We start from the raw sequence: 13,604 nt of genomic DNA on the forward strand, positions 1-13,604 counted from the left end.
TGTCATTTAAACGCGTCAATTGAGCAGAAGCATTCGAAATTACTATAGTTTTATTGACATTGCGGTCGATACTGCCTATCGCCAAGCATGAGCTGCGCCCATGCGGGGAGCAGCAGATTTTGTTAAACAAAACGGAATTCCATTGGTCTCATTTGCTGACCTCGGCCTCTCGCAAAAAGTATTGCAGGCTGTTGAGGATGCTGGTTACACCCAGCCCACCCCGATTCAAGAAGGTGCGATACCGCACGCGATTCAAGGTAAAGATGTTTGCGGCATAGCCCAAACAGGAACAGGAAAGACAGCGTCTTTCGTTCTGCCTATGATAACGCGACTGGAGCGTGGCCGTGCCCGCGCACGCATGCCGCGCACACTAATTTTAGAACCAACGCGCGAATTAGCCGCGCAGGTTGATGAAAACTTCCAAAAATACGGCAAGTATCACAAGTTGAACGTAGCGCTTCTAATTGGCGGCGTTTCATTTGGCGATCAAGAAAAGAAGCTTGAGCGCGGCGCGGATGTTTTAATCGCAACGCCAGGCCGCTTGCTGGATCACTCCGAGCGCGGCAAATTGCTTTTAACGGGCGTTGAAGTCCTCGTGATCGATGAAGCCGACCGTATGCTGGATATGGGCTTTATCCCTGATATTGAGCGTATTGTTTCGCTCATTCCGTTCACACGTCAGACATTGTTTTTCTCAGCGACTATGCCGCCTGAAATTCAGCGCTTGGCTGATAAGTTTTTGCAAGGCCCTGTGCGCGTTGAAACGGCAAAACCGTCAACCACCGCAATCACTGTTGAACAGCGGCTCATTAGAACCGGTGGCAAAGACTATGAAAAGCGCGCGACTTTACGCGATGCGCTTAAAAGTCAGGATAACATCAAGAACGCGATTGTTTTCTGCAACCGCAAACGTGATGTAGCAACTGTCTGGAAGTCATTGGAAAAACATGGTTTTTCTGTTGGCGCGCTGCATGGCGACATGGACCAGCGCTCTCGCACACAAATGCTCCAAGGTTTCAAAGACAATGAAATTCAGATCCTTGTTGCATCTGATGTTGCCGCGCGCGGCTTGGACATTCCAGACGTAAGCCACGTCTATAATTATGATGTTCCGATACATGCAGAAGATTATGTACACCGGATTGGCCGCACAGGCCGTGCTGGCCGTGAAGGTCAAGCTTTCTCGCTTGTTGAAAAATCAGCGACTAAATATCTCGATGCGATTGAAAAATTGATTGAGAAAAAGATCGAGTGGATTGATCTGGCTGACGGCGTTGCCGATGCTATTGATGCTTCAGAGGCCGAAGAGCCTAAGCGCGCAAAACGCGGCAATAGCCGTAAACGCGGTGCTAAAACTGAAGAAAAAGTCGAGCAACCAATCTCAGAAGCTAAGCCGAGCGAAGAGAAAGATGATCGCAAGACTAAAATCAAAGAAAATAATGCCCAGCAAAAAACGGGCAAAGACGATGATAAAAACAATGATCGTCGCCGTAATAATAAGAAAAACAAAGTTGATAATGATAATAATCAATCAACTGGCTTTGGTGCTGAAGACGCGATACCTGCGTTCATGTTCAACGGGCGCTAAAAGCGCCCTTTTACGTCTTTTTAGCGCGTAATGCTGCTGCAAATGCCAATTGAGCAAAAGGCGCCATGTCTTCGGCACTTTCCATTGCTTGCTCTGGCGCTGACCAATAAGGCATTAAAACCTTTTTTCCCGACTTACTATTATTATAAGTCCAGCGCGTCATGCCGGCAGCTTCAAATTGCTCGCAGCATTGCTCATCACCCTTGAGCATCAATTCGCCTTTAAGAATGACGGCGAATATCAATCCATCGGTATAAATACCAAGGCCGCCAAACATTTTTCGAAATGACAGTGGTGCTATGCTGGCAAATAAATCGCGAAGAAAATCTTCGTCCAAACTTAAACCTGACCGCGTGCTTCAGCCAATTCTTTCAAATCAGCAGGCTTAAGCTCAACAGATTCGCCGCAACCACAGGCCGAAGACTGATTTGGATTATTGAAAACAAAACCAGCGCGTAGCTTTGTCACTTCAAAATCCATCTGCGTTCCCAAAAGGTAAAGCATTGCAGCAGGATCAACCCACACATTAGCGTCTGCGTGCGTGATGTGGTCGTCGGCAGCATTGGGTTCAGTGACAAGATCAACGGTATATTCCATACCTGCACAGCCGCCTTTTTTAATGCCGACGCGAACGCCTAAAGCGCCCTCGTCTGCACGATTGGCAACAATCTCGCGAACACGTGTCGCAGCTGCATCCGTCATAGTCATTATGGCAAAAGCCATGGGATTTCTCCATTATCAACTAAACTAAATGTAAGCACAGCCGCTACGATCTACAAGGCGTAACTGTTAGTACATACCAACGGCGATTTGCGCTTCTTCACTCATGCGGTCCGGCGTCCAAGGCGGATCAAAAACCATGTCCACATCAACATCCATCACACCTTCAACACTGCGCACGGCATTTTCAACCCAGCCCGGCATTTCGCCAGCAACAGGACAGCCAGGCGCAGTCAGTGTCATATCAACCTTAACTGTGCGATCATCTTCGATGTCGACTTTGTAGATCAGGCCGAGTTCATAAATATCGCACGGAATTTCCGGGTCATAAACGGTCTTAAGGGCCGCAATGATATCATCCGTCAACCGCGCCAATTCATCTCTGGGAATGGCGCTTGTTGCGACTTCTGTTTTTGTTTCTTCAGTCATGAGCCATAATCCTATTCAAAAAATGTCCGCGCTTTATCCAAAGCAGTCACCAGCGCATCAACTTCGCCGCGCGTATTATACATACCAAAGGATGCCCTACATGTGGAGGTTACACCGAAGCGTTGCAAGAGTGGCTGCGCGCAATGCGTGCCTGCCCGCACGGCAACACCAGAGCGGTCAATTAACATAGAAACATCATGCGCGTGAACGCCTTCCATCTCAAATGAAATAATCGCCCCTTTATCGGGTGCATTGCCGATGATTCTAATGGAATTTATATGCGCAAGCTGTTCATTGGCGTAAGTGAGCAAATCATGCTCATGCGCTGCGATTTCCGCGCGGCCAATACTTTCCATATAATCAAGCGCTGCGCCCAAGCCAATGGCCTGCGCAATCGGCGGTGTTCCGGCTTCAAAACGGTGAAAACCACTATTGTAGGTAACATTGTCTTGCGTCACTTCGACAATCATATCGCCGCCGCCCATAAAGGGCTGCATTGTATCGAGCAGCTCACGCTTTGCATAAAGAACGCCAATACCAGACGGGCCATAAACTTTGTGACCTGTAAAAACAAAAAAGTCACAGTCCAAATCCTGCACATCAACCGGCATATGCACAGCGCTTTGGCTGCCATCAACCAAAACCTTGATGCCACGTTCATGCGCTAAACGGCATATTTCTTTAATCGGAACAACCGTGCCCAGCACGTTTGACATATGGGTGATCGCGACAAGTTTGGTTTTGTCCGTCAGGCATTTTTCAAACTCGGCAATGTCAAACACGCCATCTTCATCCACAGGCACCCAAACCAATTTAGCACCGTGGCGCTCACGCAAAAAGTGCCATGGCACGATATTGGAGTGATGCTCCATGATTGACAGTACAATCTCATCGCTTTCGCCAATATTTGGCACACCATAGCCATAAGCAACGGTATTGATTGCCTCGGTTGCAGATTTCGTAAAAACGATCTCTTCCACCGTGGGCGCATTTAAAAATTTGCGTACTTTTTCCCGTGCGCCCTCATAGGCATCTGTTGCCGCATTGGACATAAAATGCAGGCCGCGATGCACATTCGCATATTCATGCTCATAGGTATGCGTAAGCGTTTCAATCACCTGACGCGGCTTTTGCGCCGAGGCACCATTATCGAGATAAACCAGCGGCTTGCCATAAACTTGGCTCGCAAGAATTGGAAAATCACCGCGAATTTTTTCGATATCATAAGCCATATAGGTCTCAAATCTGCAATGCGGGTTGAACGACGAGTAGATTACTGTCTGGCAAAATCACACCATAAGCTGTCGCTATAGCGACCATAAGAAGGAAATGTACAACAGCCACGATCACCGCTTTGGGCCATGATATTTGCCCGCCAAAACGCGCAACAATAATCGTGTAAAAAGCAACGATGAGGCCTATCGCCATCGCACCAAATTGCTCACCAAGAACAATCATACCGCCAGCAACGCCATCACTTGCGCCTAAAAACAGCAAGCCAATAATAAGCTTGCCAAGCAGCCCGAACATTAAGGCGCCGACAACCGCGGAGGCAAGACTAAGCTTGGCCGCAAACAAGCGCGCAATGCTTGCCTTACCGCCAAAGCTAACAATCAGCGCAAACAAAAGTCCAAGCGCCAGCAGAAAGAACACGACGTAAGCAGCGGCCTGCATAGCCACATTTGAAAGGCTTTCAGACTGGCCAAGCCCGCCGGGCATTTGCCCTAAAACGAACTGAAGAGCACCAGCGACAATGGCCAATAGAAACAGCGCAACAAACGCTGAACCGGCGGGCAATTGACGATCAGCGGCTTTACCAATCGTGCTCACAGGCAGCAGAAAAATTTTCAAACTGTCAGCAAGATAAGCAAAAAAAGCTGAAATCGGGTTAGCCATTGGCTTCCAACCAAGCGCCAATCCGTGTTTCCAGCGCCTCAACCAGTGCTTCATTTTCAATCTGCTCTACCGCTTCATCAACGAAAGCTTCAACCAGCAATGCACGTGCTGTACGCTCTGTGATACCACGCGCACAAAGATAGAAGAGATGATCTTCATCCAGCTCTGCCACGGTAGCACCATGCGCACAGATCACATCATCTGCGAAAATTTCCAATTCCGGCTTGGCAGAAAAGCTTGCATCGTTAGAAAGCAGCAAAGTGTTGCAAGCCATTTGTGCATCTGTTTTTTGCGCAATCTGGTGCACTTTAATCTGGCCTTGGAATACACCTTGGCCTTTGCCTGTAGAGATATTGCGGAACAATTGTTCAGACACCGTATTCGGCACCGTGTGCTGCAAAACAGTGGTCACATCAATGTGGCTGTTACCACCGATCAGATTAACGCCCTTAATGTCGAGATTCGAGCCTTCGCCCTCAACAAGCACAATGATTTCGCGGCGAATGAGCCTGCCACCAGCGTTGAAAATAACGATATCAAGATTGGCATCCTTGCCAAGTGCGACACGCAATTGTCCAAGCTGGATTGCGTCAGCACCTTTTTCGCAAGTCGCCACATAGGTTGCTTTTGCGCCCTCTGCGAGCGAAATCAACGTAACATCAGACGAAAAGCCGTCATCACCTGACACTGATTCGATAATCGTTGCAGATGCACCAGCACCGATAGAAACAACATTGCGCGCATGGGCACCGCGGTTTTCAATCGACAAAGGCGTATCAATTGTCTGGCCTGCCTCAATGGTCGCAATCGAACCGCATGTTGCCAATGCTGTGTTGATCTGACCAACAGCATCATCACTTTCAAGCGGTGCGAACTGCGCTTTATCAGCGCTCCAAGGTTCGATCTTAACGCCTGCGATATGAGTATCAGCGGACAACACCTTAGAGCCTGCGAGCAATGGCGTTGACACACGAGAACCAGTGGGTGTGCTCAACTGCTTCACCGCAGCACGCAGATCAGTATAGTGCCAGCTTTCAACACGGCGTGTTGGAAAACCATTATCGCGTAATTGCGCAACGGCAGCTTCACGCAATTTTTGGCTTTCTTCAGAACATGCAACAGCAGCATTTGCTGCCTCACACGACTGGAACAACACTTCTTCTGCAGCAGTATGTTTTATTGGAGCCTGAATATTCATGGCTTATCCTTTAAAATTCTAATTCATCGTTTCCAGCAGGCCTATTGGCCAAGCTGGCAAACCGCGCGTCAGTTAAGCCGCAGCTTCTGCGATGATGTCCGTATAACCATTTGCTTCCAGCTCTTTAGCAAGTTCTTTATCGCCCGTTTTGACGATCCGACCTTTGGAAAGAACATGCACGCTGTCCGGCACAATATAATCAAGCAAGCGCTGGTAGTGCGTGATGACGATTGTTGCACGATCCGGTGAACGCAATGAATTGACGCCTTCAGACACAATTTTCAACGCATCAATATCAAGGCCAGAATCGGTTTCATCCAAAACGCAAAGGCTTGGCGCAAGCAGTTTCATCTGCAAGATTTCAGCGCGTTTTTTCTCGCCGCCAGAAAAGCCAACATTAAGTGGACGCTTGAGCATTTCCATTGAAATCTCAAGATCACCAGCAGCCTCTTTAACAAGCTTGATAAAGTCAGGTGTCTTCAACTCTTCTTCGCCGCGCGCTTTGCGTTGCTCATTCATCGCAACTTTCAAAAACTGCATCGTCGCAACACCTGGAATTTCCATCGGATATTGGAACGCCAAGAAAAGACCAGCAGCAGCACGCTCTGACGGGTCCATTTCAAGAATGCTTTCGCCGTTGAAAAGAATGTCGCCGGATGTGACTTCATAATCGTCGCGGCCAGCCAGAATGTAGGACAGCGTTGATTTACCTGAACCGTTCGGGCCCATAATCGCTGCCACTTCGCCAGCTTTCACTGACAAATTTAGGCCTTTGATGATTTCTGTGTCTGTACCAGCGATTTTCGCGTGAAGGTCTTTAATTTCTAGCATTTTTTTGTTCTTTCACTTCAGGCTCGTTGCCGGAGCCATTTGTTGTTTCAGGAGCAGGAAGCTGCTTTTGTTTTTCTGGTTTAGGAAGCCCAGGGCGTTCCTCACTGCCAATCCCGATTGCTTTCATCACACGCTCAAGCATAGCTATAGCCGGATCAAGTTTTTCAGCGCCTTCACCTACCGCGCCACTCACTTGAACAAACGCAGCAGTAAGCGCGGTCAACTTAGTTCTATCGCGGTCTAATTCAGCTAAAAATACATTGAGCTTATTATGAAGACTTTCAGTCCTCGGAACCTCTAAACCGGCGATATCAATTTTTTTCTTAATTTTCCCGATTAAGTCACGGATTTCGGTTTTGAATTCACTTCGAATTTTGACAGTATCAAAAACTGCATTGTATTTTTCACGCGATTTTTTAAGCCGTAAAATGTCACGAAACGATCGAATAATGAAAAGAAACTTTCGCCCTTCTACATAATCACTGATTTCATCGGCATCAATTATCTCCTGTTTAATTTTATCTGATACCGAAAATACATCTGTAAGCTGAGCTAGTCTCACGCGCAAAAGTTCGACACTAGAATAGGTCGGATCGCCTTCCTCATCTAGCTGAAGAATCTCCTCCATCGCATAAGTCGCATATTCCAAAAATGCTTGGTCATCATCTTCCGGCAAACTATCAAAAAAATTGTCGTCCATTTAATATCCCATTATGCCTTTGATCGCGGGAAACACCGAAGCTGCAACAATCCCAACGACGGCACCCGTAACAATCCGCACCGTTCTACCGCCAAAGCGCGGCGCAAAAGCCGCAAGTGCGCCGCAAACCGCGGCGTACCAAACAATGGCTGTGCTATCGAACATTATCCAACAGAGCCTTCCAGGCTGATGCCAATAAGCTTCTGTGCTTCAACCGCAAATTCCATTGGCAGTTCTTGAATAACTTCCTTCACAAACCCGTTGACGATGAGCGCGATGGCCTCTTCTTCAGGAATGCCGCGCTGCATGCAGTAAAACAGCTGATCGTCGGAAATCTTAGACGTTGTCGCCTCATGCTCAAACTGTGCCGTTGCATTGTTTGCTTCAATATAAGGCACCGTATGCGCGCCGCACTGATCGCCAATCAAAAGCGAGTCACACTGCGTAAAGTTACGTGCATCTGTTGCTTTGCGATGCGCCGAAACGCGGCCACGATAGGTGTTTTGCGAACGACCTGCCGAAATACCTTTTGAAATGATGCGGCTCTTTGTGCGCTTGCCCAAATGGATCATCTTGGTGCCGCTATCGACCTGCTGCGCGCCATTGGAAACCGCGATTGAGTAAAACTCGCCTTGGCTATCATCACCGCGCAAAATGCATGATGGATATTTCCAAGTGATCGCAGAACCCGTTTCGACCTGTGTCCAAGAAATCTTAGAGCGGTCGCCGCGGCAATCGCCACGTTTCGTCACAAAGTTATAAATACCGCCCTTGCCTGTAGAATCGCCCGGATACCAGTTTTGAACGGTCGAATATTTAATTTCCGCGTCATCCATCGCCACAAGTTCAACAACAGCCGCATGAAGTTGATTTTCGTCGCGCTGCGGTGCTGTACAACCCTCAAGGTAGGAAACATAAGCGCCTTTTTCAGCAACAATAAGCGTGCGCTCAAACTGGCCTGTGTTTTCGGCATTGATACGGAAATAAGTCGATAGTTCCATCGGGCAACGAACGCCTTCAGGCACATATACGAACGAACCGTCCGTAAAGACCGCGCAATTGAGCGCAGAATAATAATTGTCTGATACCGGCACCACAGATGCGAGGTACTTTTTCACCAGTTCCGGATGCTCACGAATGGCTTCCGAAATAGACATGAAAATCACGCCAGCTTTTGAAAGCTCTTTTTTGAACGTCGTAACAACAGAAACAGAATCGAAAACCGCATCAACCGCGACGCGGCGTTCTTGAACACCAGCAAGCAGTTCTTGTTCTGCAAGTGGAATACCAAGCTTTTCGTATGTGGCGCGAATTTCTGGATCAACATCATCCAGCGTTTTTGGACCAGACTGGCCTTTAGGCGCTGCATAAAAATAGATTTCGCTGAAATCAATCTTCGGATAGCTGACGCGTGCCCAATCCGGCTCATCCATTGTCAACCAACGACGATAAGCATCAAGCCGCCATTCCAGCATCCATTCCGGCTCTTCTTTCTTAGCCGAGATGAAGCGAATAACGTCTTCGGAAAGACCTATTGGCGCCATATCCATTTCAAGAATGGTTTCGAAGCCATATTTGTACTGGTCAACATCTATCTGTGCGACCTGGTCGATGGTTTCTTGAACCGCTGGCATAAAATGCTCCCTCAAATGGTGTGGGTACGCGCGAAATAGGCATATGCCCGCCGCGCAAAAAGTCCGTACTGTTGAAATAGTCATTTTTCTACATTTGAAAAGTTCTAAAGTAGAAAAAGTTGAGTAAACCCGTAAGTTTTTTGTCATGGATACAAAAAAATGACGTTTAGCGCTTCATTCGGGCCAGAATTTGCTCAAATGCAACCAAAAAAGCATCGATTTCAGCTTTGGTGGTCTTATGGCCAAACGAGACTCTAATCGCCCCCTCATCACCCTCAACGCCCATCGCTGTCAACACATGACTGCGTCCGACTTTGCCCGATGAACAAGCTGAACCGGCTGAAACCGCAAAACCAGCCAAGTCAAAATTGATCTGAAGTGTCTCGGCTTTGGCGTTTGGCACGGTAAAAAACGTCGTATTGGGCAAGCGCGGCGCTTCCGCACCATCAACTTGACCATGGATAATTATCTCTGGCAGCGCTTTGCGTAACCCGCGCTCCAAATGGTTTTGCACATCGGTTAATGCATTAAACCGTTCACTTGAAAATTTTGCGCTTTCAGCTGCTGCGCCAAAACCTGCAATATTGACAACCGCCTCAGTACCGCCGCGGTGCCCGCGCTCCTGCCCGCCGCCTTTAATAAGCGGCATCGGCATAACCAGATCAGAAGCAGCAACAATTGCGCCTGCGCCTTTTGGCCCACCAATTTTATGCGATGACAAAATAAGATAGTCCGCACCAGTATCTGTCATCGTCAGATCAAGACGCCCAACAGCTTGCACCGCATCAAGTACGAAAATCCCGCCTGCTGCTTTTACAATGTCGCCAATTTTGGCAAATGGTTGAATAACGCCCGTTTCATTATTGGCGGCATGGCACACAACAAGCGCCAAGCCGCTCGATTTATCATGGGCGCGCAAAGTCTCTTCAAGCGTATCAAAATCGATAATGCCACTCGCTTGCACCGGAATAAGGCTGACCGCTTCTTTTGCAAATTGTCCGCCAGCCAATGTGCAAGGATGATCTGTGGCACAGACATAAAGATGGCCAACTTTTAAGGGCGAACGCCCCATTGAATAATGGGGCGTCAGCAACATTTGCGCCGCCTCAGTTGCACCCGATGTAAAAATGACATGATCGGGCTTTGCGCCGACCAAATCCGCAACTTGTCTGCGCGCTTTGGCGATGATCGCCTTTGCCGCTCGCCCACTGGCATGAACAGAAGAGGGATTCGCATTGACGTCCAATGCATCGATAATCGCTGCACGTGCCTCATCTAATAGCGGTGCCGCTGCGTTATAATCCAGATATGTGGCGGTTTTTGCCATCGTTTGCTCAATCAATGTCGGATTTTCTTGTAATTTGCACACCAAACCCATTAAGAGTGCGTTCAATTCATTCTATTTGGAACAATCAACGCGCGCCATCAAGAACAGCTAATGCAAATAAATGATTTGCCACAGCATGATATGCGCCCGTGACGATGTGGAGACTATATGCCTGAGGTAATTTTCAACGGCCCTGCCGGACGTCTTGAAGGCCGTTATCAGCCAGCCGCTGATAAACACGCACCTATTGCGATGATTTTGCATCCGCACCCGCAATTTGGCGGAACTATGAACAACAAGATCATTTATGATCTTTTTTATATGTTCCAGCAGCGCGGTTTTACAACTTTGCGATTCAACTTCCGCTCAATCGGTCGCAGCCAAGGTGATTTTGACCATGGTATTGGCGAACTATCTGATGCGGCAAGCGCACTAGACTGGGTACAATCACTACACCCTGAATCACGTGCATGCTGGGTTGCTGGCTATTCATTCGGCGCTTGGATTGGCATGCAATTGCTCATGCGCCGCCCTGAAATAGAGGGCTTTATGTCAATTGCGCCGCAGCCAAACACCTATGACTTCGCATTTTTGGCTCCTTGCCCTTCATCAGGTTTGATAATTCACGGATCAGAAGACCGTGTTGCACCGCCAACAGCTGTGCAAGGTCTTGTTGAAAAGCTACACCTTCAAAAAGGTATTCTGATCACACAGAAAACCATGGAAGGCGCAAACCACTTCTTCCAAGGTCAAGAAGACGCTCTTATTGAGAATTGTTCTGATTACCTTGATGCGCGCTTGCGCGGCGAATTGGTCCCAGAAGTTATCAAAAAGCTTAAATAGCTTTTGCAAGAACACCGCCCGTCACCGGCTTTTCACAGCCGGTGGTGGACGGAAATGTAAGCGGCAGACCTTTTAAAGAGCGCACGGCCAAATAAGCCCATGCTTCCGCTTCCATCATATCGCTGCTAAAACCATAGGTATCAGAAGCAGCAACATTAACCGCATCGCCCATGATTTCGCTTAAATAGCGCATAATGGATGCATTGCGCGCACCACCACCAGAAATAATGAGCGTTTTAGGCATTTGATCTAGGTCCGATGCTGATTTAGCAATCGCAGCAGCTGTCAGCTTTGCTAGTGTTGCAGCACCATCCGCTAGCGCCATGCCTTGAACATGCTCTAAGGTGAAATCGCCGCGATCAAGTGATTTTGGCCCCTCGCGATCAAAAAACGGCAACCCCATATAACGCTCGATCACATCATCATGCGCAACGCCTTTATCTGCGATAAGCCCACCATCATCATAAGCAATATTAGCTTCGCTTTGCACCCATTGATCAAGCAACGCATTGCCCGGTCCGCAATCAAGCGCAATCGGGTCTTGGCCTTCAAACACAAAGGTCGCGTTGGAAATACCGCCAATATTGATAAAGCCAACACCGTTTTTTCGCGTTTGTTCATCAAGTTGCGCAGCAAGGGCCTGATGATAGATCGGCACCAAAGGCGCACCCTGCCCGCCATGAACCATATCATTGGCACGCATATCAAAAACGACATCCATGCCACTCTCACGCGCAAGCGCAGCGCCATCACCCAATTGAATTGTGTAGCCTTCATCGGGACGGTGCAGAACAGTTTGGCCGTGAAAGCCAATCACATCAGCAATTTCACCCAGTTGAGCAACCGCATAAATGTGCCAAGCGGTGATCGCCTGCTCAACCTCATTCAAACAGCCCGGCCGTTCTTGCCGATTCGTCACGCTTTGCGCGTCGATCAATGCCTGCTCAATCTGCTTTTTGAAGTCTTCATTATACGGCAAAACGGCACTGTTTAATGGTTTCACATAGGCAAGACCATCGGTTTCTATAAGCGCCACATCAATGCCATCCATTGATGTTCCACTCATAAGACCGATTGCGCGGATGATTTGTTGCATTGAATTACTTTCAAAGGCGTCTTAAACGGTGCTACACGCCCCGCAGAATTTATAAATTACCAAATTACCACGGAATAGAAAACCATGTCCGCTTACAAGTCCGACTTTCTCAATGTCATGCAAGATCGTGGTCTCATCCACCAGATTTCAGATCCAGCAGGTTTGGACAAGCAACTCATAACTGGAGAGCCGCTAACCGCTTATGTCGGTTATGATGCAACGGCGACAAGTCTCCACATCGGCAATCTTATTTCCGTTACAATGCTCTATTGGCTGCAGCAAACAGGGCACCGTCCCATCACATTGATGGGCGGCGGCACGTCTATGGTTGGCGATCCGTCTTTTCGCGATGATCAGCGCCAATTGCTAACAACCGATAAGATCGAAGAAAATATTTCTGGTATCAAGAAGATTTTCGGCCGGATTTTGAAATATGGCGACGGTCCAACCGATGCGATCATGGTCAATAATGCTGATTGGCTAATGGAATTCAAATATGTTGATTTCCTGCGCGATGTGGGACGCTTCTTTTCCGTCAACCGCATGCTTTCTTTTGAATCGGTGAAAACCCGCCTTGACCGCGAGCAGAGCCTGTCATTTCTCGAATTTAACTACATGATCATGCAAGGTTATGATTTTGTTGAGTTGAACCGCCGCTATGGCTGCGTGATGCAGATGGGCGGCTCGGACCAATGGGGCAACATCGTCAATGGTATCGACCTTGGCCATCGCATGGAGCAGAAACAGTTTTATGCACTCACGACGCCTTTGCTGACAAAGTCATCTGGTGAGAAAATGGGCAAGTCCGCTTCTGGTGCTGTCTGGCTGAATGGCGATTTGTTCTCGCCATATGATTTCTGGCAATATTTCCGCAACACTGAAGATGCGGATGTTGAACGCTTTTTGAAAGTATTCACCCGCCTGCCGCTTGATGAAATTGCCCGCATTTCCGCACTGGGCGGCTCTGAAATTAATGAGGCCAAAAAGATTCTCGCAACGGAAGCAACAGCCGTTGTTCATGGCCGTGATGAAGCAGAAAAATCTGCCGAAACCGCCCGCCTGACTTTTGAAGAAGGTGCAACCGCAGCATCATTGCCAACTGTTGAAGTTACCAAAGCAGAACTTCATGACGGCATTGGCGTCCTGTCAGCTTTTGTGAATGCAGGACTTGCGGCCTCTAATGGTGAAGCACGTCGCAGTATCAAAGGCGGCGCATTTAAGGTCAATGACAATCCTGTTAGCGATGATAAAATGACAATCAATGACAGCCATCTTATCGACGGCACAGTCAAACTATCGATGGGTAAAAAACGTCACATTCTTATCAAACCGGTATAAATAC

Annotated in this window: 15 protein-coding genes and 1 pseudogene; 4 read left to right on the forward strand and 12 right to left on the reverse strand. The window is 48.1% G+C overall.

The features are described 5' to 3' along the window. Positions 1-142: 142 nt before the first annotated feature. Both C504_RS0103755 and C504_RS19165 read left to right on the forward strand, forming a co-directional pair. Positions 143-1,258, forward strand: a pseudogene (locus C504_RS0103755) (DEAD/DEAH box helicase); the annotation flags it as partial. A 31-nt stretch (positions 1,259-1,289) separates the two neighbouring features. Continuing rightward, positions 1,290-1,619, forward strand: a complete 330-nt coding sequence (locus C504_RS19165) for a phage holin, LLH family (protein ID WP_483756894.1) — start codon at positions 1,290-1,292, stop codon at positions 1,617-1,619. Here the strand turns inward: C504_RS19165 and C504_RS0103760 are convergent. The 11 genes from C504_RS0103760 to C504_RS0103810 all read right to left on the reverse strand — a co-directional run bounded on the left by C504_RS0103760 (position 1,599) and on the right by C504_RS0103810 (position 10,323). Further along, a complete protein-coding gene (locus C504_RS0103760) occupies positions 1,599-1,925 on the reverse strand; it encodes a TfoX/Sxy family protein (RefSeq protein ID WP_018687969.1) in 327 nt (108 codons plus the stop codon). The genes C504_RS19165 and C504_RS0103760 overlap by 21 nt on opposite strands. A 2-nt stretch (positions 1,926-1,927) precedes the next feature. Beyond that, positions 1,928-2,311, reverse strand: a complete 384-nt coding sequence (gene sufA / locus C504_RS0103765; protein WP_018687970.1) for a Fe-S cluster assembly scaffold SufA — start codon at positions 2,309-2,311, stop codon at positions 1,928-1,930. 66 nt (positions 2,312-2,377) lie between these two features. Next, a complete protein-coding gene (locus C504_RS0103770) occupies positions 2,378-2,737 on the reverse strand; it encodes an SUF system Fe-S cluster assembly protein (RefSeq protein ID WP_018687971.1) in 360 nt (119 codons plus the stop codon). An 11-nt stretch (positions 2,738-2,748) separates the two neighbouring features. After that, positions 2,749-3,969, reverse strand: coding sequence for a cysteine desulfurase (locus tag C504_RS0103775; RefSeq protein ID WP_018687972.1), 1,221 nt, complete (start codon positions 3,967-3,969; stop codon positions 2,749-2,751). Positions 3,970-3,976: 7 nt separating this feature from the next. Next, positions 3,977-4,633 carry a hypothetical protein gene (locus C504_RS0103780; RefSeq protein WP_018687973.1) on the reverse strand — a complete coding sequence of 219 codons (657 nt, stop codon included), beginning with the start codon at positions 4,631-4,633 and terminating at the stop codon, positions 3,977-3,979. Further along, positions 4,626-5,831 carry a Fe-S cluster assembly protein SufD gene (gene sufD, locus C504_RS0103785; RefSeq protein WP_018687974.1) on the reverse strand — a complete coding sequence of 402 codons (1,206 nt, stop codon included), beginning with the start codon at positions 5,829-5,831 and terminating at the stop codon, positions 4,626-4,628. Before sufD ends, C504_RS0103780 begins: the two co-directional genes overlap by 8 nt. Positions 5,832-5,903: 72 nt before the next feature. Continuing rightward, entirely contained in the window at positions 5,904-6,662 is a 759-nt protein-coding gene (gene sufC / locus C504_RS0103790) for a Fe-S cluster assembly ATPase SufC (protein WP_018687975.1), read from the reverse strand. After that, positions 6,649-7,362 (reverse strand): hypothetical protein, encoded by a 714-nt coding sequence (locus C504_RS0103795; protein ID WP_018687976.1) that lies wholly within the window; start codon positions 7,360-7,362, stop codon positions 6,649-6,651. The genes sufC and C504_RS0103795 overlap by 14 nt, the downstream gene beginning before the upstream one ends. Then, positions 7,363-7,527, reverse strand: coding sequence for a hypothetical protein (locus C504_RS18695; RefSeq protein ID WP_018687977.1), 165 nt, complete (start codon positions 7,525-7,527; stop codon positions 7,363-7,365). It abuts the gene before it with no gap. Further along, positions 7,527-8,996, reverse strand: coding sequence for a Fe-S cluster assembly protein SufB (sufB, locus tag C504_RS0103805; RefSeq protein WP_018687978.1), 1,470 nt, complete (start codon positions 8,994-8,996; stop codon positions 7,527-7,529). Before sufB ends, C504_RS18695 begins: the two co-directional genes overlap by 1 nt. Positions 8,997-9,162: 166 nt before the next feature. Beyond that, positions 9,163-10,323, reverse strand: coding sequence for a cysteine desulfurase family protein (locus tag C504_RS0103810; protein WP_026317193.1), 1,161 nt, complete (start codon positions 10,321-10,323; stop codon positions 9,163-9,165). Positions 10,324-10,491: 168 nt separating this feature from the next. Here C504_RS0103810 and C504_RS0103815 point away from each other — a divergent pair, with 168 nt between their 5' ends. Then, the gene (locus C504_RS0103815) at positions 10,492-11,166 is read left to right on the forward strand and encodes an alpha/beta hydrolase (protein ID WP_018687980.1); all 675 of its coding nucleotides are present in this window, start codon (positions 10,492-10,494) and stop codon (positions 11,164-11,166) included. Here the strand turns inward: C504_RS0103815 and C504_RS0103820 are convergent. Then, positions 11,159-12,262 carry an anhydro-N-acetylmuramic acid kinase gene (locus tag C504_RS0103820; RefSeq protein WP_018687981.1) on the reverse strand — a complete coding sequence of 368 codons (1,104 nt, stop codon included), beginning with the start codon at positions 12,260-12,262 and terminating at the stop codon, positions 11,159-11,161. The genes C504_RS0103815 and C504_RS0103820 overlap by 8 nt on opposite strands. 84 nt (positions 12,263-12,346) lie before the next feature. Here C504_RS0103820 and tyrS point away from each other — a divergent pair, with 84 nt between their 5' ends. Then, entirely contained in the window at positions 12,347-13,600 is a 1,254-nt protein-coding gene (gene tyrS, locus C504_RS0103825) for a tyrosine--tRNA ligase (protein ID WP_018687982.1), read from the forward strand. Positions 13,601-13,604: the final 4 nt, after the last annotated feature.

This window comes from Ahrensia kielensis DSM 5890 (assembly GCF_000374465.1).
Classification (GTDB): Bacteria; Pseudomonadota; Alphaproteobacteria; order Rhizobiales; family Rhizobiaceae; genus Ahrensia; species Ahrensia kielensis.